The following is an 18,637-nucleotide window of genomic DNA, read 5'->3' as shown; positions in this document are numbered from 1 at the left end:
CGATGTACTGTGCTTTCCCTTTCCCTCTCCCATTTACAACTCGAAAACGGGGGGTGTGGTCCCTTCAAAATCAGCGCCACCCCCTCCACCCACATCCAGTTACGACGGAAACGTGGGATGGGTGTCCTCCTTCATCGAGTTTTACTCGTCCGGGTTGACCGGACCCCATTCACACTGAAGGGTGTTGGACAAACCGATCCCATTCACACTCTGGGGGGTGTCGTCTGCGACGTCTCTAATGGTACTGAAACGAACATCAGACTACAGTTCAATCTCGTCTACTCGTCGGGATTCACTGGCCCTTTGTACTTCGACGTCACCGAATCACCTTCCCGCCACTGCCAGTAGTAGTAGCGGTTGTCGTTGATCTCCTTGATCGTGATCGTCGCCTTCGCTGGCACGTCGTCCGGGAGGTCATCGGGGCGCTCCTCGACGTCGGCGTCATCCGCCTCTTCTTCCTCGAGACGAGCTTCACGCTCCTTGTATTCGGCCAACGCCTCGGCGTAGCTGGCAACGTCCCGAAGATGCTCCGATGAGGCTTCGTTGAGCGTGTTGACGATCTCCGTTGGAAGGTTCGCCGGTGGAGTCGGGGGTTCGTAGGACATCGGCTGCTCTCGTGTTAACCAACACTACCCACGAGTCCATAGTTTTGTTGGTTAAGACGATGGAGACGGTTCTCACGATGGCTGTCTGTAACACTACTCGAAACTTCTTTATATATAAGTTTCTTTCTATGTTACACCGTGCTCCGGCGCATCGAACTCGAGGTCCTCGCCACGGTCGAACGCGGCGACACGATCTCCGAGCTCGCGACGAAGCTTGACCACAGCGAGAGCTACCTCTCCCGTGCCGTCGGCGACCTCGTCGAGAAGGGGCTCGTCTATACGGAACGTGACGGCCGCCGAAAGCGAGTCGTCCCATCGAATGCTCGCGCCGTCGAATACTACAAGGACCTCGTTCGTCAGCACTCCCACATCGACCTTCCCGAGCTACTGACCGGCAAGGCACTCGAGGTACTGTACTACCTCGACCAGCCGCGAACCGTCTCCGAGATTGCCGACCGGAGCGACAATTACCGCAACACGGTCAACCGGGTTCTCAAGCGGTTTCGCGACCGGGGTCTCGTCGGGACCGTCGACGGCCACTACGAGTTCAACGCCGATTTCGACCGCCTCCACGAGTTCGCCCGTGAACTCGCACACCATCTGCATCGCCACCGCCTCGAAGCCGTCGCCCCGAAGGGCACGATTCTCTGGGAGGACTACGACGAATTCCTCGCCCAGACCGAGACGGAGATCGACGCGGAGGCGTTCCACGAAACCGGCCTCGCTCGATTCGCGGCCTTCGACCTCCAGTTCCTGCTCACCGGCCACCGCTACTACGTCTACTCCGAGGAGCTCGACGCAGTCACGCCGGCGGAGCTCTGCTGTCACACGCTATTGATCGACGACGGCAGCCGTCACCGTTCGTACTGCCTCCTCCTGCTCAGCCACGTCGACGTCGACGAGGACGACCTCCGAGAGCAGGCGACGAAGTATGGCCTCGAAGACGAGATCGACGCCCTGCTCCGCTACCTCGAGACGCACGGCGAGGTCGACGACGACCGGCTCCCGGAGTGGGACGAGTTCCAGCAGCTGGCGGCTGACTACGAAACCGAACAGTGATCAAGTGCTGACACGGTGCCGATTCTGCAGGAGTTACGCGCCGTCCGGCCGGGGGGCGTTCTCGTACTTGACCATCTTCTCGGGCTTGTCAGCGATAGTGTCGTAGATTTGCTGGAGCGTCTCCTCCGCGGCGAGCAGGTTGTGCTCGTCGAGGAAGGTTCGGCCCTCCTCTGTGAGCCCGTAGAATTTCCAGGGGTAGCCCTGTCGGCGCTGATCGTCATCGAGGGCGACCTCTTTGACGATTCCTGCGTCGATCAGCTTCTGGATGTGTTTGTAGACAGTAGCGTCGCTCACGCTGGGGTTGAGTTCCTCAAGTTCGTACATCGAGGGGAGCTGCTCGGGATGCTGGAGGATATTGTTGATCAGCGCGAACCGCGTCTGTTGGGTAACGAAGTGGACGAGCTCGCGGGATTCCATCCCTTCAGCAGTCCCCAAGTCAGTGCTCATACGACACAGTACACGCCCTGTCGGCAAGTAGTTTACTCTTGAGTAAACCACCCCAGAGTAAACTATAGTGGGTTACTTGGTGATTTACTCCATAAACCATATCGTGTGGCGCTGAGAGAGACAATGCATGTCCGACGAGGAGCCGCCCGTCCCAGAGGAGGTCCTGAAGAGTGCGAAGGACCAACTCGACAAGGCGGAGATCTCACTAGCGGACAATGAGGAGATTCTCCACGCATTGAGTGAGCTGACGCCCGTCTATGAGAACGACCGGTCGTACTTCGTGCTGGGAAACTACGACCGGGAGCCGATCCGCCGGCTGAACCTCGTGGTCGACCGACTGAATCGGCGACAAGACGCCTACGCCTTCCGGATGGTCGACATCCGCGGGGAGTGGGACAACAGCATCCAGAAGTTCTGCCTGATCGCCGACATCGTGACATACCTCGTCGGCGTCGCCGAGAAGGACCCGAGCGACTTCCTTGTTGAGCAGGGGCTGCTCGTCGGCACGACGGAGTACTTCGCGAAGAGTCACGTCCTCAAGCGAGAGTACGAGGACGAAGAACACCCCTTCGGCTGGATGCAAGACGGCGTCTTCGAGCTATTCGACCAGGACGGACGGTTGTATCGGTGGCAGACCGAGGAGCAGCTCGTCGACGTGACTGCGGAACTCCCGTGATGGTGGGTAGGTCAGATACTGTCTGTGTTACCCAACGCAGACGGTGACAGAAGTGACCTGTTGGGTACACAGGATTAGTCGGCAACAGCCGGGAGTCGACCGTCGGGTCGGGGAACACGGCCCCGTTTGATTTCGTGATCGACGCGACGCAGGTGCTTACAGCCCCCCTCGGGTGAGCGCTGTTGCCAGTCGGGACAGGTACACGACTCGTCGATGACGTCGACTTCGTACCTGTTGCCGGAGGCGGACTGTACCTCGTAGCGGCCACCTTTCGAGAGGAGCGAGACGTCCATCGCTTCGTCGACGGCACGCGCCGTGCGGGGCTCAAGATCGTCCTGAGACTGTGTGTTCTCGTCGACGACCAGCCGGTCGCGAACGTCGCCCGTTCGGCCCCCGTCCGGAGCGACGGATTCCGCAGGGCCACTGAGCCGCTCGTGGAGTACTTCCTCCACCAGATGGCCTTCCGGCCACAGGTAGTGGACTTCCCGCCGCTCACGATGATCGTAGGAGCCACAGGCGGCAGCGCTCCCAGTCCAGACACGCCACGCCCCGAGTGCTGCCATCACGTCGACGATGACTCGCGGAACAGCCTCGTGCTTGTCGGAGTAGAACATCCGAAAGCGAGTACATTCCGCCTGCGGCGGAACCGTCTCCCACCACTCGACGTCGTCGTCCCAGCTCTCGTACATCGCCTTATCCTTCCCGTATCCGACGGACAGGCCGTCGATCTGCGGTATCTCCACCGATGTCTCGTCAGCCTCTTCTTCGAGCAGCCGAAGGACGGCGTACCGGAGATACTCGTGATTCGGATTGTCTGAAGATTGGGCGACCTGCTCGTGGTGCTCTGCGACTCGCTCTGCCTCGTCGAGAACGGTCGTTAGATATTGGTCGGTCATGGGTCGGTGGAGACGGAAGTGCGCCTCCGCCCCTCGGCGGGCGCTGAAAAACTTAACCAACAAATACCGATCAATCGTATCCTCTGTTGGTTAACCCCTCTCTGCTCGAATGCTGCGCCGGATCGGACTACCGGAACCAAGAATAGTATATCTGTATAGAGATAACTCTATCGGGAATACGGGGGACAAGACTAATACAGTTAGATGCGATACCGATAACTAGCGATGATGGAGTACGTCGACGAGACCGCGGCGAAGATCATGGTCGCGGCCCGGCCGGGCGACTCGATCCGGCGAATCGCCCAGAAGATCGACGGCTCCTACTCGTGGGTCTACGACTGGATCGAGCGGTTGGAGGACGCAGGCTTCATCCGACGTGAGGACGGCGTCTACATCGAGAATTACGCTGTCAGGGATCGCTACTACGATCTCGTCGCGGCCATCTCTCGCGCTGTTCCCCCCTCGATCGACGACGGCTACGTCATTCCGCACTTCGCCGGGATGCCTTTTGCGTACACGAAAATCGACGCCGTCTACGTCTGGACCCACGGCGGCTATCAGATCGCCCGCGGCCACGACGACTACCCGATCTTCATCCAGGTCGCCGACCGGGATATCGGACGGTGGACGGCGTTCTTTGATGAGTTCGGGATTCCGAGCCGGATCGAAGAGCGGCCGGACGCGACCGACTACGACGCCACCGTCTCGTACGTGTTGTTCCCGACGAGTGGGGAGATCACTCGCGAGTGGGTCGACGGCAATCCGGTCATTCCGTTAGATGAGGCAATCGAGCACATGTTGGAGTACCGGGTGAACTACGAGCCGGCGTTGGAGATGATCGCCGACGAGTACGACCGCGATATCGACGCGTCCCACGAGGATCCGCGTCTCAATGCATGAGCCTCGGTGAACGCGAAGACGAACTACTGGATACGCTGGAGGCAGTCATCGACGCTGACCTGCCGTACGTGCTCGTCGGTGGGTGGGCGATCGCGGCGTTCAATCAACGCTTTACCACGGACGTCGACGTCGTCATTCCGGCCCAAGCGGTCGACGACTACACGGACCTTCTCACCGACCGCGGCTACGAGAAAACGGCCGATGTCGAGCGAAACGAACTCTACGAGGGCCGGACTATCCGGTTTACGAAAGATATCGGGAATCCGGTTCAGTTCGACGCGATGGTGGACGCGCTGGGCTGTCGCCAGACGGAAGCTGAATGGTCGTATCGCTATCTGGCCCAGCACTCTGTCACCGAGGAACTGCGAACCGGACGCCCGGTAACAGCCAGGATTCCGGAACGGGAGTTGCTGTTCGCGGTGAAACTCCACAGTGGCCGCAAGGCAGACTCTCGGGATCTGGTGGTGCTGGCTGCTGGCGCAGATTTCGACCGGATCGCGACTCATCTGCATCGCGGAGAGTCCGAGAAGCTCGCTGGTCGCATCGAGACTGTCCTCAACCGCCTCACGTCGGAGGATTTCGCAGATGCATTCAAAGGAGTCTTCGAACAGCAAACGGTTCCCGAACAGGATATCGATGCCGTCGTTGAGTTCCTTCGTGACCAGCAGCGCCGAATCGATTCTGAACGATAACATCGACTGTCGATGGGTATGTCTCGGGACCGATCGAAACACACGGGATCGGGACGCGGAACGAATTAACCAACAATGTCGACAGAGTACCCTCCAGCGTTGGTTAACAGCCGGGAAGGGGGTGTTCAGCCCTCTACAACTGTGTCGATGATCTCCTGAGCGGTCGAACTGATCCGGCCGAGACGCTCCTGAATGCTCTCCGCATCGTCGTCCTGCCACGCGGCAAGATAGAACGCTGAACCGCTCGTATCCAGGTCGAAATACCGCCCGACGATGTACGCAACAGCTTCGGCTTCGATCTCGCGTTTTGCACGCTCGGGTTCGTCGTCGACATCGAAATGGAGCAGTGCGTGGGCGTACTCGTGAATCAGCGTCACGGCGAGATCGGCCTGATTCGAGCGGGCTTTCGCTTCGACGACGGGTTGGAACTCGTGGAGATTCCGGTGTTTGCAGACGCCTTTCGCGTCGCCATGCTCCCACTCAGCAGCGTCGACGACGCGGACGTCGACATCGAGCGTAGCTGCCGCATCAAGGAGCGCTGGCACCAGGTCGTCGGCGTTACCAGTGGCCTCGGTTTCCAACTCGGGGAGCGGTTCGCCCTCGGTTTGAGACACATCGAAGACTGCTGTTGGTTTGAATCCAACCAGTCCTTTGGACCACTCCTCGGGTGGCGTCTCGTCATAGTCACAGTCGCTTTGCTCGTGGTAACTCGGCGAATTCTCGCACTCCAGACATTGCTTGGTGATGATCGGTGCCCAGATCCAGATCGCCTGTTCGCCCTCTTGGACGTGCCGGTCGAACTCCGATCTCCACGTATTGTAGCCCGCCACGCGGGTTGCCTCGGGACACTGGCGCTTGATGAGGAGCGTGTTCCGATACGAGTAGTCGTGGAATCGACTCTGGACATCGAGCCACTCTTGGAACTCTTCGCTGGCCTGCGCGTCGACGACGCCGGCGACGAGGTCGTCGATCCACTGTTCGATGGTGCTGTTCATCTCGTCATCTCGCGTGTCGGTCTCCTCGAAGGAAACCGACGAATTACTGGTCGTAGCCATTGTGTTCACCGAATCGAGTTTACCGGGACTGCATCAGTTCAGAACGCGCCGCACCCCTTCGGGGGCGAACAAAAACCACCCTCTCGGTTATCGGAGTTCGTGGGTCTCGTCAGCGAAGCCGACCGTGACGAGGTACTTGAGGAATTCGTCGAACCGCTCGACGTCGCTAGGCGTGTCGGTCGCCAGATGACGTGCCCACTCGATAGCCCACCGGAAGGCAGGATCTGTTCCGCCCTTGCCGTGAATGTACCACCAGCGACCCGCCTTGAGGACGACCAGTGGGTTCGTCGGGGGCTGTTCGCTTGCTAAACCACGGGTTATCGACTCGATTTCTCCGGGCACGTCGGCTGGTTCTATCTCTCCGGACTGGGTGTTCGAGATATCGATCGGGATCTCATCGACTGAAACGTCGTCTACAGTTTGTTGCTGGCTCACGGAAAGTCACCTCTGGACGAAGGCTCACGACCGAGCCTCCGCCCCCTCCCCGGGCTCGAAAAACAGCACGCTGCGTCACGCTGGGGGGATGTAGACACTCTGTTCGCCAGCGATCTCCTCGAGGTCCTTCCGATGGCGATGGGTGAAGTAGCACTCGTAACTGCAGTACCCACAGACTGCACCGGTATCGTATTCAGCGACGAAGGGGCCGCGACGTGTTCGCCAGACGTTCGCTCCGCATTCGGTGCAAGCTCCCTTTTCGAGATCGGCAGGACTCGGTCCCTCGTACTCGAAGTGTAACCCAGCGTCCTCTGGTGTCGTCTCGGGCCAGATCCCATGTGACTGCCAGAACTCGCGGATGCGAGCGAGACTATGGCGCACCGTCTTTCGCACGGTGACGTGGTCGGCGTTGCGACCGCTGTCGTCCCAGCCGTCAGCCGTCCAGAACTCACCGAACTGTGCGCCACGATGGAGTCCGTTCCAGTCAACGCCGACGATGTCGGCTGGTGGCTCGTCGGTGAGTGTCGGCCTGGTCAGCTGTCGAATGGCGTGGAGCTGCTTGGGCGGACTCCCGCCGAGGATGTGGACGCGCCGTCCTCTCCAATCAGCCGGATCGGAGAACTCTTGGGCTAGACGGTCGGCGTACCCGTGTGAATACCCGAGGACGAGGGTCTCGGGTATCGCGTCGATCACCGCCCGTGACTTCGGAACGACGATGAGCTCGGCCTCAGGATAGCTCGCTTGGATCTCACGAGCAGCAGCGACGTGGGCGTCGACGTCGTCGATATCGTCGACGTCCCCGATGACCCCGACCTCTGGTTTGTACTCGAAAAAGCGGTCGACGAACCGCTCCAGATCGGGATTCCGGAAATCGTTGTCGAGCATCCCAACGGGAATCTCGAGGTTCAGGTACTGATCCGTCTGATACCCACAGTCTTCCCGAAACCCGGGGAGAAACCCGAGGGCGAGAGCATCGCCGGCAAAGGGAGCTCGGTGGAGGAACGCCACGAACTCTGTTTGTCTGGCGGCGGCGATTTCGCGGGCGGTGCTGGCGCTGGAGCTCAGCTTGAGGGACATGATTAGGCTCGCGAGGCCGCTGCTGGCTGCCCCGCACCCTTTCAGGGGCCCGAAAAACCGAAGTACAGCGGATTAACCAACAATAGGGGAACTCACGCAGAGTGTGTTGGTTAAGAACAGCGCTTACCCTTCGTCCTCACGTAACTCTTCAGCTTTCCACTTGAGCCGGCGCAGAATCTGCGTCCGATTCTGGTGCGCGTTCTCGTAGGCAACACACTCACGGAGTGTCTCCATATCCGGAATCGTCTTGATCCCGGCCTTGATTAGGCTCGTGTTCGGTGCTTCCAGACGCTTCTCTGGAGGGAATTCGTCGCTCTCTTTGTCGTCAGTGGTCCCCATCTCGAAGAGCCTCCACCCCTTTGGGGCCGACACAAACAACTCTCCGGACGATGACGCCCCATCTCTAATAGAGATAATACCGGTATAACAGCTACCGTAATGGTCATCCCCCGCGAGTGTTTACAGGCCCGTATGGAGCGAAAGACGATCTCCGTCACCGGGATGTCGTGCAACGGGTGCGAACAGAACGTGGAGACCGCCCTGCGAAACCTCGACGGTGTGAGTCGAGTCGAGGCCGACCACGAAGCTGACACGGTCGACGTGGTTCTCGAGGATGGAGTCGCAGACGGCGACGTGAACGCGGCAATCGAACAGGCTGGCTACGACGTAAAGGCTTAATCGGCCGTCACTCGACCGTCTTCCCGCTCGCCGTCGGTGCGTTCTTTTAGAGCGAATTCGGTGTTGACACCCTCACCGGAGAGGAGCTGGCCAGCGAAGCTGTTGGCGAGAACGGCCGAGACGGACAACACCATCGCAAGCATCGCGAACACCGGGTGAACAAGTCCCGTGGTCGCGGCGGCGACGCCGACGCCGTTGAACGCGAAGGCCGTCACGAGATTCTGGCGAGTCTTCCGGTAGCTCTCCGTGCCGATTTCGTAGGCGTCCATCACGCCACCGAGCCGTTCGCCCATCAGGACGATATCCGCTGACTCGATGGCGATGTCGGTCCCGGCGCCGATGGCGATCCCGATATCGGCCTGCGTGAGTGCGGGGGCGTCGTTGATGCCGTCGCCGACCATCGCAACGCGGTGGCCGGCTTCCTGCAGGCGACCGATCTCCTCGCGTTTCTCGTCGGGCAACACGTCGGCCATGACGCGGTCGATGCCGACCTCGTCGGCAACCGCGTTTGCGGTGCGCTCGTTGTCTCCAGTGATCATCACGGGCGTGATGCCGGCGTCGCGCATCCGCCGGATGGTCTCGGCGGCGTCGGCTTTGATTTCGTCGCCGATGCCGATCAGGCCGACTAGGTCACCACCACGGACGACCCCAGAGACGGTGAGCCCGCGGCCCTGGAGTCGCTCAATGTCGTGGCTCCCCTTCGACAGGTCGATTCCCTCGCCGCTAAGCCATCCCGGTTTCCCGACCAGCACGTCGTCGCTGGCCACGGTTGCCCGGACGCCCTTGCCGGTCACAGAGTCGAAATCATCGGGGTCAGCGTACTCGACATCTTGCTCGTCAGCGAACTCGAGGATCGCATCAGCGAGAGGATGCTCGGAGAAGGCCTCTGCACTGGCCGCAGTCGTGAGTACATCCACCTCGTCGGCACCGAACCCGACGACCTCGCTGACGGCGGGTTCGCCGACGGTGATCGTGCCAGTCTTGTCCAACACGATGTGGTCGACGTCGGGGAAGATCTGGAAGGCGTCGCCCGACCGCATCAGGATGCCACGGTCGGCGGCCTTTCCGCCGCCCCGGATGAGGGCGAGCGGTGTCGCCATCCCGAGCGCACACGGATAGCCGAGAACGAGGACCGCCAGCGCTGCGAACGCCCCGTGCTGGACGTTGGGGGCTGCCCCCCACGCGAGCGGTGCGACCACCCAGAAGAGGAACGAGAGCGTAGCAATCGTCAAGACGCCTGGGACGAAGTACTTGAGGACGCGGTCGGCGAGCTGAATGATGCCGGGTTTCATCGCCCGCGCCTCCTCAATCTCGCGTGCCACCTGGTTCAGGAACGCGTCCTCGCCAGTTGCAGTTACCTCGATGAGCAGCGTCCCGGTCTCGTTGACGCTGCCGCCGATCACCGCGTCGCCTTCGGACTTCTCCTCGGGGATGGACTCGCCGGTAGCGACCGACTCGTCGACTGTCGATTCACCCTCGGCGACGGTGCCGTCGACGGGGATGTTCTCGCCGGGCTTGACGCGGACGCGATGGCCAACGTCGAGGTCGTCGACTGGGACTTCCTCGACATCACCGTCGTCGGTGACTCGGCGTGCCGTGTCGGGCTGGAGGTCGAGAAGGCCTTGGACGGCTTGGGAAGCCCGTGTACGGACGATGAGGCTGGTGTACTCCGAGAGAATGTGGTAGGTGGTGATGAACACGGAGACGGCGAAGAAGTGGACGGTCGGGAAGCTCGGGAAGACGAACAGACCGAGCAACCCACCAAGTAACCCTGCGAACGCGCCTGCCTCCAGGAGGACGTGCTGGTTGAAGATCCCCCGGCGGAGGCTCTGGAAGGCTTTCTTTTTGATGTAGCGGCCAGGCCCGAACATCGTCCCGAGCGCCAGCCCCAGCGTCACCAGATCCATTACGAGAGATGCCGACTCGAAGCGTCCCATCACGACGATCATCCAGCCCATCAGCGCGGCAACGACGATGGATGCGCCGCCGGCGAGCAGGAGACGGTGCTTGCCGTCGGCGAGTTCGGCCTGCTGTTGCTCGTATCGCTTCGCTTTGTCCGGGTCGCGGATGGTATAACCGAGATCCCGGAGCGTGTCCTTCACTTCGACTTCACTCAGGATGTTGTCGTCGTACTGAACGAGGACCTCCTCGTGGGCGAGACTCACGTCGACGTCCTCGACGCCGTCGGTCCGGCTGTAGGCCTTCTTGATGCTCTCGGCACAGAACGAGCAGGACATCCCCCCGACGTTGAATTGTTCCTGTGTCGTTCCCATCGTGGTCGCTAGTTACCCAGCGAAGTGGATAACCATTACGACTATGATTATAGCGGTATCGAATAACTAAGACTGCTGTCGAGTGTGTGGCGTTACTCTTACTATCGTCGTTCCCCTATGTCCTCACAAGAATGGCGCTCCTCGAATCCGACGTGCCGATCCGCGAAGTCGTGACGACAGACCCGGAGAAAGCGAAAGCGTTGGAGAACGACGTCCGGGCGAAGATCCTCGATATGCTCGCTGCCGAAGAAATGACGATCGAAGAGATTCACGACGAACTGCATCGTCGCGGTGAGGAGAAGGCCGAGACGACGGTGCGCCACCACGTGAACGTCCTGAAGGATGCGGGAATGGTCGAGATCGCCCGGCTCGAGGAAGCTGGCGGCGGAACGCGGAAGTTCTACAAGTCGAACACGCGGGTCTTCTCCTATGAGCTCCCGGAAGAAGCAGACGAAACCCTTGCGGGGGCGCAGTCCACCACGTCCGAGGAGTTGGCATCCCTCATTGAGACGCTGTATACGAAACACGGTACTGAGATCGAGGCGGTCGCCCGCGAAATGAAGCCCTGTGAGTACTGCGACACCCAGCACTACGAGGAGTTCATCGTTCGCGAACTCCTGAACCGTGCCCTCATTGAGTTGGGCGAGAGCGGCACACTTGACGACGTATTCTCGACCGACGACTAAGGCTCACTCGATACAGCAGCTCATCTTGGACGTATCCCGGCGGAAGGCCTGACAGGCTTGTTTGAACGCCTCGGAGAACGTCGGGAAGGGGTGAACCGTATCGATGATGTCGTCGACGGTCAGGCCGAACTTCACCGCCAACGTCGCTTCCATGATCATGTCTGCGGCACGAGGCCCGACTATGTGGACGCCGACGATCTCGTCGGTCTCGTGGTGTTTGACGACCTGGACGAGCCCATCCGTGTTGCTGACGGCTTTCGCCCGCGGTACGTCCTCCATCTGAACTGTCCGGCAGGAACAGATGCCGTGTTTGTTCATATACTCGCGCTCTGTCGTCCCGACGGCTGCGACCTCGGGGCTGGTGAAGACGACCGCCGGGACGGTGTCGTAGTCGATGGTGACACCTTCGTAGTCTTCTCGCGGGCTCTGCCCGCTCGAACGGCCCACGGAGCGTAGCTCCGCGCTGCCGAAGGCGTTCTTGACGGCGTGGTTGCCCTCCTTGGCGGCGACCGTCTCCAGTTCGGGCTCGCCGATTACGTCGCCCGCCGCGTAGATGTCGGGATTTGTGGTCTGGAAGTACTCGTCGACGCGGATCGCCCCGTCAGGCTCCGTCTCGACGCCCACCCTCTCTAGACCGATATTTTCGCTATTGGGCTGGACTCCAGTTGCGACGAACAGCGCCTCGGCGGTGACCGCTCGCTCCTCGCCATCGACGACGGTCTCCACCGTGACGTCCTGCTGGCTCGGCTGGGAGCTGCCGTCGGTCGCTGCGGTCCGAACTCGTTTGAAGTCGTTGCCGGTCACGATGTCGATACCCTCCTCGTGGAGGGCCCGCTGGAGCTCCTGAGCGAGTTGGCCTTCCATATCCGAGAGGACGCGCTCGGAGCGCTGGAGGATCGTCACGTCGACGCCGACGCGGTGAAGAATCTGACCCCATTCGAGGGCAATGTACCCACCGCCGAGCATCACGATACTCTCGGGAAGGTCGCGTTCTTCGAGGATCGTCTCACTGGTGTAGTAGTCGACGTCGTCGAGGCCGTCGATGGGCGGTGCCCAGGGCGAACTCCCCGTCGCGACGAGAGCCTTCTCGCCGGTGGTTCGGGTCCCTTTGTCGGGACCGTCGACGACCTCGATGGTCGTGTCGTCACCGGAACGCGTCGCGTTCCGGTTGCCCGAGGGACTGCGTCCCTCGCTGTCGACCAGCTGGCCGTAGCCCTCGTAGATGTCGGTCTCGAAGTGCTCGGCGACGTCGACGTAGTTCTGCTGCCGGAACCGCTCGACGAGTTCGTCGGTCCCATCGAGTGCATCGGCCCAGTCGATGGTCGGTGCCTCGGGATATGTGACGGCATCGAAAGGATTCTCCGACGCTGCAGCGCCGCTCTCGGCGACGGCGAGCAGATGCTTGCTCGGGACACAGCCGACGTTCACGCAGGTCCCGCCGATTGGTAGTCCCGCGTTCACTATCGCCGTCGAGAGATCTCTCCGGCTCGCTTCGGTGATGGCGGCGAAGGCAGCGGCTCCGCCGCCGAGGATCACGAGATCATAGTCGGACGTGTGGGTCATTTGTGTCTATACTTTACGACGGGAAGTTATTATACTCCAGAGTCCAAAGCTATAGAGTAGGTTGGAGGCCACGAAGCTATGGCAGATACTACTTCATCGGCGCCCGCGTGCGAGGTCGACGGGACGTGCTACTGCCCGCTCACAGGAGTGATCAACACGTTGAGCCGGAAATACGCGATGCAACTCGTCAGCATCATCGGCGCACACGATGCACTGCGGTTCGCGGAGATCGAGGAGCACCTCCCGACTGCGAGTACGTCCACGATCTCGAAACGCCTCGACGAATTTGAGGAGGCGGGCCTCGTTTCACGGACGCAGTACAACGAAATTCCGCCACGCGTCGAATACGCGCTAACTGACGAGGGGGATGAGATTCGTTCGAGATTAGAACCGCTTCTTGAGTGGGCGACGGCGAACTCCTGACGTACGGACTCCAGTGAATTACATCCCACATCTGAAGCTCCTCCATTCAGGTGGGGGTGTTAACCCCAAGACTATCCTTTCTTCGTGTGCTACTGTGGCGCATGATAAACGAGGGAGCGTCTGCACCGTCATTTACTCTTCCAGGTCTCCGTGACGGAGAACAAACCGAGTACAGCTTGGATGAGACAACTGCCAATAATCGGGCTGCGTTGCTAGTTTTTTACCCGTTTGATTTCAGTCCTGTTTGTACAAACGAACTGTGTGCGATTCGCGATGCAGAGTGGTTTCAGTTGACGCCGGCGCTCGATGTCTGGGCAATTTCTGGTGACAGCGTCTACGCCCACCGAGCATTCGCCGAGGAATACGGCCTCAATTTCCCGTTACTTAGTGATAGCTCCGGGCGGGTTGCCGAGTTGTATGATGTCTGTTATGACGAATGGGAGAACCACGAGCGCGTCCCGCAGCGTGCCGTGTTCCTTATCGATTCCGAGCGAACGATTCGATACGCCTGGGCGACAGAAGATGCACTCGAGAAGCCGGATTTCTTCCCTGTCAAAGACGCTCTTGAGACGCTGGAAGCGGAACGCGATGAACTCGGTCCTGAGGATGTCGAATTAGTAGTCGAATATAACGAGGAACCGGAACAGCTCACGTAAACTACTATTTGAGGATCGTTTCAGTGAACGCCGCTCCGACAATCAACCCATCGCATCCTGGAATCTCTCACGGAGCGCGTCCTCACGTTCCTCGAACTGGTCGACCTTCTCCTGCAGATCATCGTTGACGCGCTCGATGCTCGCGAGTGCCCGCTCGCCGGCGAGCGACGCCTGGGACCCGTCGTCTCCGTCTGCTTCCAGCTGCTCCTCGTAGGCTCGCTCGACGCGCTCGATGGTGCCCTCCGGGTTGAACAGGATGTCGTTGGCCGTGCGAACGTAGCCGTCCAGCGACGCACCCTCCTTGCCTTGGAAGAAGTGGGTGAGCGCGTATGTCGCGCCGGAGTGCAGTGTCCACATATCGATCTCGAACGGCGACGCTGCGTTCGCCTCGGCATCTTCGGCAGCACGCTCTGCGAGATAGTCCGGGAATCCTAGCAGGCTGTAAAACTCGGTGACGGTGAACGGGAGCTCGGAGAAGTCGAGGTCGATGTCCTGGGCGTCACGGATGAATTCGAAGAGGTCGTCGGCGACGAGTTCGACCTGTGCAAGGATCTCCTCCCACCAGGTTCGGAAGTTCCGTACGTCGCCGACGTGCTTGATGACCTCCTTGTCGGTGAGCGAGCGCATCGTGTTCGAACAGTAGCCGTCCTGAGCGAAGCCCTCCACGTAGACGGCGTGCTCGCCGAAGAAGTCGTAGCCGGAGGTCACGCCCATCGTGATCGGGTCCGAGCGACCGGGGAGGCGCACCTCGAGGCCGTCGAACATGATGTCCATGTGGACCTCGCCGCCGCCCCGGTAGCGCCGGATCTCGCCGAACATCACCTCGCCCAGCGGCGTCCCATCGATGGTCTCCTCGCGAAGGACCTCCTCCAAGGGCCTGTACACGTCGACCGGATTGATAATCGCGTAACTGTCCGTGGGAACGTGAAATAGTGGGTCTGCGTCGGGCTCATCGTCTGTCGCGTGGTCGCGCGCTCTCGTCGGCTCGACCAGGGCGTTGAAGCGATCCGTTTCGACCCACTCGTCGGAGTAGGGATTCCGGTATGCGACTGTCGTCTCGACGGCCTGCGGAAGGTCACGAATCGTCTCGGCGAAGGACTTCGGTTCGTCGACCGTATTCTTCCGGCGGTACCAGTCAGGTAGTTCTGTATCGGTTCGTCCGTCGACACCAGCGAACACGGTTCTGGATTCTGGGTCTTTCATTGCATCACCTTGAACTCGAATTCGTCACTCGCGACGGCGCTCTCATCATGCGCCCTGCGCCCCCTCTCACGGGCGCAAAAACAACCTCTTAACCAACACTCTACCCAAGAATCCAGCGTTGTTGGTTAATCATCTGGACGATCCCGACACCTGTCCTCAACTTTCGAACTCACTCGTCGGCCTGACGTCGACGGCGTACCTGCTCCGGATTCGGCACCCACGGATGGGCCTCCCAGCAGTGGAGAGCGTGCTCTCGTGGTGTGTCGAACAGCGCCTCGCAGGACCCACATTCGTAGGTCATCTCGGGCCAGCGTTCGGTGACGAACATCGCGGTCACCGTTGATCTGATCGGGTCTGGGGCGGTCGACCGCCGAACGTAGTCGTACCCGATCACCGTCCGTCGACGAAGAGCCGACCGCGCCAGCCGTTCGGGCTTGTCCGTCGGGAGATACACCCAGCGGACGAACGCCTCTTCCGACGCTTTTGCCGACGGTTGGAGTATGAACCATCGGTCGTGCTCGTCACAGAAGAGATACCGCTCAGTGCCTCGATTCTGGAGATAGAACGGATCACCACGACCGGGAATCAGTTGAAGCCCCACGGACGGCGAGATCGGGCTGAGAAGCCGGTCTTCAAGTGAGGGCGAGCGGGACTCACCGGACGACGTCTCGGCCTCGAACTCGTCGAGCGTCGCTTCGCCGGTCATGAGTCATCGGGACTCGTCTCGTCTGTGGCTTCCTCCACTATTCGCTCGTGCCGGTCGTTGTATCGCTCGAGTTCCCGGCCGATGCGCTCCAGTGCCTCGACAGCCCGTTCGATCAGCTGGTAGGTGGATCGGGAGAGACGAAGAGCGTCCATCAGGTGGCCTCCTCGTCCGGCTCGACGAGGTCGTTACTCTCGGCGATGAGTTCCTGCACGGCAGGGGCAGGATTAGCTTCGACCGGCCGGGTTCGATGATCGAGGGGCGCGGGATACGCGCGGTCGCCCTGCGCACAAAGTATGATCAACCACTCTTCGCTCCCTTCGGCGAGGACGACGTAGTGGTCGATATCCCGACGTTGGAAGACTGTCCGATCTGTCCGGCTCACCGCACTCCAATTCGCCGGCAGCGACGCCGACGGGCCGCCACCGTCCGGCGTGAGGGCGTGGTGGTCCTGGAACTCACCGAGTGCAGCTTCGATGTCGTCACCGGTAAGATGCCAGCAGTCAGCCGGCCCATCGCACGCCAATTGACTGATCACCTCGTTTCGGAACTGGATGTAGTGTTGGTGAGCGACGTTCTCGTCGTCATAGTAATCGAGGAGGAGCGCACAGGCGAGCTGCGCCGGCCCGCTCCCCACGTAGCCCCAGTCGAATCCCGCCGGGCTGTGTCGGACGAGGTCGAGGCTCCGATCCGGGGTGAGGCGCTCGTGTTCGGTGAGCTTTAGCACGACCGGCGTTCCGTCGACGCGCATGCCGACGTACTCGACGCGGTCTGTGTTCGTCTGGCATCGCTCATTCGCATCCTGTACTGCCGCTCGTGGGTTGGTAGTCGAGTTCGTCTCCATCGATTAACGCGGGCGTTCGGATACCCCGCACCCCTCTTTGGGGTCGAAAAACCTCCCGGACGAGCGCTCTCACGAGGACTGGTATTCTCGTGCGGAATGATTTATACAGAGGATCGTTATATCAATCACAACGCCGAAATGGAGCACGTAATGACCAACTCATTGCTTCCTACCTCCGATACAGATGTCGAGGCTCATCAAGACGGAGAGGTGCAAGTCCTCGGAGTTGATGATGAGCAGACGAGTGAGGTTTTGGATGCAATCTCATCGACTACGGCTCGTGAAATCCTTTCTCATGTCTATGCAGATCCCTCAACGCCCTCCGAAATTGCAGAAAAAATCGATGGATCCGTTCAGAATGTCTCGTATCATCTGGAAAAGCTCGCCGATGCGGGAACAATAGAAGTCGCCGACACACGCTACTCCGAAAAGGGCCACGAGATGAATGTGTACGGACCAGCTGACGATCCACTGGTCTTGTTTGTCGGGACGGAAGAGCGACAAACCAGTCTCATGTCGCTGTTAAAACGATTTTTCTCTGCCATCGGCGTTCTGGTTCTAACGAGCTACATGATTGGACTCCTCGTCGAGGAGTCCATCTTCTTCGGAATTCAATTTGCCGTCTCATCAGGTCGAGGCCCCGACATTCCACTCGCAATCGGATTCCTCCTTGGTGGCTTCTTCACTCTCTGTATTATCGCTCTCTGGATCGGCTGGCAGCGATATCAGGTACAAGAGTAACGCTAAAACGCGCTTGTGAACGTACTCAAGCGTTATTCCCGATCCGACCCTCTGGCCCGTATGAGCGCCCACAATAGTGGCGAGAATAAAAGTGAAACTGGCCAACGAAATTCCTCCCGAAAACGAGAAGGTTATGTTGGAATTGCTTTCGGCGTCATCCATGGAGCCGTTGCGCTCGTCCTGTGGGATTTCTTCGGATTCGAAAATTTGCTAGAACTCCCCTCGATTGAGCCGCTCTACTTCACGTACATCGTCGTTGGAATGTTCGCTCTTGGCTTCATTCCTGGTGTACTGTACATCAAGTGGAACGCAGTCTCTCCGAGCGTCCTGATTGGCGGATTGCTGTGCCTATCGAGTTACGGAACGTGGCAGGCTATCGGAGACGGTGCGACGCCTGTTGATCCGACGCCGTTCGGCTGGTACATGCTTCTCTGGGTCGCTGTTGTTGCTCTTGCTTCTGTCCTGGCGTGGGTCGAGATAACATCCGTCAGATAGCACATAAAATCACTTTGACGTCGTGGCCGTCGTCGTGGCGCGCTTAGACCCACTCTGTCTCGTTGTTTTCGTCAGGAAAGCTCCATCGATGGTCTCAGACACCATCATCGGGGACGACGCGATTTTCCGCCGTCTCTTCGTAGCGTGCTTGCTTTCGAGCCTCGATGGCCCGCATCTCCTCGGGATTGCTGAACGCGTAGGTGAGGGTGGCGTGGACCTCGGCCACCGAGATCTCGTAGCTGGTCGCTCATCTGAATTGAGCCTCCACCCACCGAGGCTCCGACAGACACCCCGAGTGTCGCGTCAGTCGTCTTGTGAGCGAATCTCGGTGGCCCGCTGTTCGAGCCGGCGGAGGATTTGGAGCCGTTGCTGATTCGCGTTCTCATAGGCGACACACGCTCGCAGCGTTTCCATGTCGGTGATCGTCACGATACCGGCGTTGATGAGTCGCGTATTCGGCGGTTCGAGACGTTGTGCTGGCGACAGTTCGTTCGGGTCTGGGTATTGTTCTCCTGTGTCGCTCACGGATG

The 18,637-nt window shown here is 60.0% G+C and carries 25 protein-coding genes; 10 read left to right on the top strand and 15 right to left on the bottom strand.

Annotated features, from left to right (window positions below):
* Nucleotides 1–278: 278 nt before the first annotated feature.
* Entirely contained in the window at nt 279–605 is a 327-nt protein-coding gene (locus C5B91_RS19075) for a hypothetical protein (protein WP_119712854.1), read from the bottom strand.
* 138 nt (nt 606–743) lie between these two features.
* Between C5B91_RS19075 and C5B91_RS19070 the strand changes: the two genes are divergently transcribed.
* Nucleotides 744–1,664, top strand: a complete 921-nt coding sequence (locus C5B91_RS19070; protein WP_119712853.1) for a MarR family transcriptional regulator — start codon at nt 744–746, stop codon at nt 1,662–1,664.
* Between the two features lie 33 nt (nt 1,665–1,697).
* On the opposite strand, the gene C5B91_RS19065 is transcribed toward C5B91_RS19070, so the two are convergent.
* Nucleotides 1,698–2,111: a helix-turn-helix transcriptional regulator gene (locus tag C5B91_RS19065; RefSeq protein WP_119712852.1), complete on the bottom strand. Its 414-nt coding sequence runs from the start codon at nt 2,109–2,111 to the stop codon at nt 1,698–1,700.
* 127 nt (nt 2,112–2,238) lie between these two features.
* Between C5B91_RS19065 and C5B91_RS19060 the strand changes: the two genes are divergently transcribed.
* A complete protein-coding gene (locus C5B91_RS19060) occupies nt 2,239–2,787 on the top strand; it encodes a hypothetical protein (RefSeq protein ID WP_119712851.1) in 549 nt (182 codons plus the stop codon).
* 74 nt (nt 2,788–2,861) lie between these two features.
* On the opposite strand, the gene C5B91_RS19055 is transcribed toward C5B91_RS19060, so the two are convergent.
* Nucleotides 2,862–3,683, bottom strand: a complete 822-nt coding sequence (locus tag C5B91_RS19055; RefSeq protein WP_119712891.1) for a hypothetical protein — start codon at nt 3,681–3,683, stop codon at nt 2,862–2,864.
* A 228-nt stretch (nt 3,684–3,911) separates the two neighbouring features.
* Here C5B91_RS19055 and C5B91_RS19050 point away from each other — a divergent pair, with 228 nt between their 5' ends.
* Entirely contained in the window at nt 3,912–4,583 is a 672-nt protein-coding gene (locus C5B91_RS19050) for a helix-turn-helix domain-containing protein (RefSeq protein WP_119712850.1), read from the top strand.
* The gene (locus tag C5B91_RS19045) at nt 4,580–5,275 is read left to right on the top strand and encodes a nucleotidyltransferase domain-containing protein (protein ID WP_092893729.1); all 696 of its coding nucleotides are present in this window, start codon (nt 4,580–4,582) and stop codon (nt 5,273–5,275) included. Before C5B91_RS19050 ends, C5B91_RS19045 begins: the two co-directional genes overlap by 4 nt.
* Nucleotides 5,276–5,400: 125 nt before the next feature.
* Here C5B91_RS19045 and C5B91_RS19040 read toward each other — a convergent pair whose 3' ends face one another.
* From C5B91_RS19040 to C5B91_RS19025, 4 genes are all read right to left on the bottom strand, one after another.
* Nucleotides 5,401–6,330: an ArdC-like ssDNA-binding domain-containing protein gene (locus tag C5B91_RS19040; RefSeq protein ID WP_119712849.1), complete on the bottom strand. Its 930-nt coding sequence runs from the start codon at nt 6,328–6,330 to the stop codon at nt 5,401–5,403.
* 87 nt (nt 6,331–6,417) lie between these two features.
* Nucleotides 6,418–6,765 carry a hypothetical protein gene (locus C5B91_RS19035; RefSeq protein WP_119712848.1) on the bottom strand — a complete coding sequence of 116 codons (348 nt, stop codon included), beginning with the start codon at nt 6,763–6,765 and terminating at the stop codon, nt 6,418–6,420.
* Nucleotides 6,766–6,840: 75 nt separating this feature from the next.
* Complete coding sequence (locus C5B91_RS19030; RefSeq protein ID WP_092893726.1) at nt 6,841–7,842, bottom strand: DUF6610 family protein; 1,002 nt, start codon at nt 7,840–7,842, stop codon at nt 6,841–6,843.
* A gap of 123 nt (nt 7,843–7,965) precedes the next feature.
* Complete coding sequence (locus tag C5B91_RS19025) at nt 7,966–8,181, bottom strand: hypothetical protein (protein WP_119712890.1); 216 nt, start codon at nt 8,179–8,181, stop codon at nt 7,966–7,968.
* Between the two features lie 132 nt (nt 8,182–8,313).
* On the opposite strand from C5B91_RS19025, the gene C5B91_RS19020 reads away from it, so the two are divergent.
* Complete coding sequence (locus C5B91_RS19020; RefSeq protein WP_092893838.1) at nt 8,314–8,520, top strand: heavy-metal-associated domain-containing protein; 207 nt, start codon at nt 8,314–8,316, stop codon at nt 8,518–8,520.
* Here the strand turns inward: C5B91_RS19020 and C5B91_RS19015 are convergent.
* Nucleotides 8,517–10,793, bottom strand: coding sequence for a cation-translocating P-type ATPase (locus tag C5B91_RS19015; RefSeq protein WP_092893837.1), 2,277 nt, complete (start codon nt 10,791–10,793; stop codon nt 8,517–8,519). The two genes, C5B91_RS19020 and C5B91_RS19015, sit on opposite strands and share 4 nt — an antisense overlap.
* Nucleotides 10,794–10,924: 131 nt before the next feature.
* On the opposite strand from C5B91_RS19015, the gene C5B91_RS19010 reads away from it, so the two are divergent.
* On the top strand, nt 10,925–11,479 hold the full coding sequence (locus C5B91_RS19010) for a winged helix-turn-helix domain-containing protein (protein ID WP_092893836.1): 555 nt from the start codon (nt 10,925–10,927) through the stop codon (nt 11,477–11,479).
* Nucleotides 11,480–11,482: 3 nt separating this feature from the next.
* Here C5B91_RS19010 and merA read toward each other — a convergent pair whose 3' ends face one another.
* A complete protein-coding gene (merA, locus tag C5B91_RS19005; RefSeq protein ID WP_119712847.1) occupies nt 11,483–13,042 on the bottom strand; it encodes a mercury(II) reductase in 1,560 nt (519 codons plus the stop codon).
* A gap of 78 nt (nt 13,043–13,120) precedes the next feature.
* On the opposite strand from merA, the gene C5B91_RS19000 reads away from it, so the two are divergent.
* Both C5B91_RS19000 and C5B91_RS18995 read left to right on the top strand, forming a co-directional pair.
* Nucleotides 13,121–13,465 (top strand): helix-turn-helix domain-containing protein, encoded by a 345-nt coding sequence (locus tag C5B91_RS19000; protein ID WP_092893834.1) that lies wholly within the window; start codon nt 13,121–13,123, stop codon nt 13,463–13,465.
* A gap of 101 nt (nt 13,466–13,566) precedes the next feature.
* A complete protein-coding gene (locus C5B91_RS18995; protein WP_092893833.1) occupies nt 13,567–14,121 on the top strand; it encodes a peroxiredoxin in 555 nt (184 codons plus the stop codon).
* 42 nt (nt 14,122–14,163) lie between these two features.
* On the opposite strand, the gene C5B91_RS18990 is transcribed toward C5B91_RS18995, so the two are convergent.
* From C5B91_RS18990 to C5B91_RS18980, 4 genes are all read right to left on the bottom strand, one after another.
* A complete protein-coding gene (locus C5B91_RS18990; RefSeq protein WP_092893832.1) occupies nt 14,164–15,324 on the bottom strand; it encodes a hypothetical protein in 1,161 nt (386 codons plus the stop codon).
* A gap of 169 nt (nt 15,325–15,493) precedes the next feature.
* Nucleotides 15,494–16,030: a hypothetical protein gene (locus C5B91_RS18985; protein ID WP_119712846.1), complete on the bottom strand. Its 537-nt coding sequence runs from the start codon at nt 16,028–16,030 to the stop codon at nt 15,494–15,496.
* Nucleotides 16,027–16,182, bottom strand: coding sequence for a hypothetical protein (locus C5B91_RS22530; RefSeq protein ID WP_199708852.1), 156 nt, complete (start codon nt 16,180–16,182; stop codon nt 16,027–16,029). The genes C5B91_RS18985 and C5B91_RS22530 overlap by 4 nt, the downstream gene beginning before the upstream one ends.
* The gene (locus C5B91_RS18980) at nt 16,182–16,871 is read right to left on the bottom strand and encodes a DUF6166 domain-containing protein (RefSeq protein WP_119712845.1); all 690 of its coding nucleotides are present in this window, start codon (nt 16,869–16,871) and stop codon (nt 16,182–16,184) included. Before C5B91_RS18980 ends, C5B91_RS22530 begins: the two co-directional genes overlap by 1 nt.
* Nucleotides 16,872–16,967: 96 nt before the next feature.
* On the opposite strand from C5B91_RS18980, the gene C5B91_RS18975 reads away from it, so the two are divergent.
* The gene (locus tag C5B91_RS18975; RefSeq protein ID WP_199708851.1) at nt 16,968–17,612 is read left to right on the top strand and encodes a helix-turn-helix domain-containing protein; all 645 of its coding nucleotides are present in this window, start codon (nt 16,968–16,970) and stop codon (nt 17,610–17,612) included.
* A gap of 60 nt (nt 17,613–17,672) precedes the next feature.
* Nucleotides 17,673–18,107, top strand: coding sequence for a hypothetical protein (locus C5B91_RS22700; protein WP_233547719.1), 435 nt, complete (start codon nt 17,673–17,675; stop codon nt 18,105–18,107).
* Nucleotides 18,108–18,201: 94 nt separating this feature from the next.
* On the opposite strand, the gene C5B91_RS23005 is transcribed toward C5B91_RS22700, so the two are convergent.
* On the bottom strand, nt 18,202–18,333 hold the full coding sequence (locus tag C5B91_RS23005; protein ID WP_255409946.1) for a hypothetical protein: 132 nt from the start codon (nt 18,331–18,333) through the stop codon (nt 18,202–18,204).
* 77 nt (nt 18,334–18,410) lie between these two features.
* Nucleotides 18,411–18,632, bottom strand: a complete 222-nt coding sequence (locus C5B91_RS18965; protein WP_119712844.1) for a hypothetical protein — start codon at nt 18,630–18,632, stop codon at nt 18,411–18,413.
* Between the last annotated feature and the right edge of the window lie 5 nt (nt 18,633–18,637).

It is taken from the genome of Haloferax sp. Atlit-10N, assembly GCF_003586325.1.
In the GTDB taxonomy this organism is placed as follows: domain Archaea; phylum Halobacteriota; class Halobacteria; order Halobacteriales; family Haloferacaceae; genus Haloferax; species Haloferax prahovense.
The sequence above is the reverse complement of the archived record's forward strand: the minus strand, read 5'-3'. Positions and strand labels throughout refer to the sequence as shown.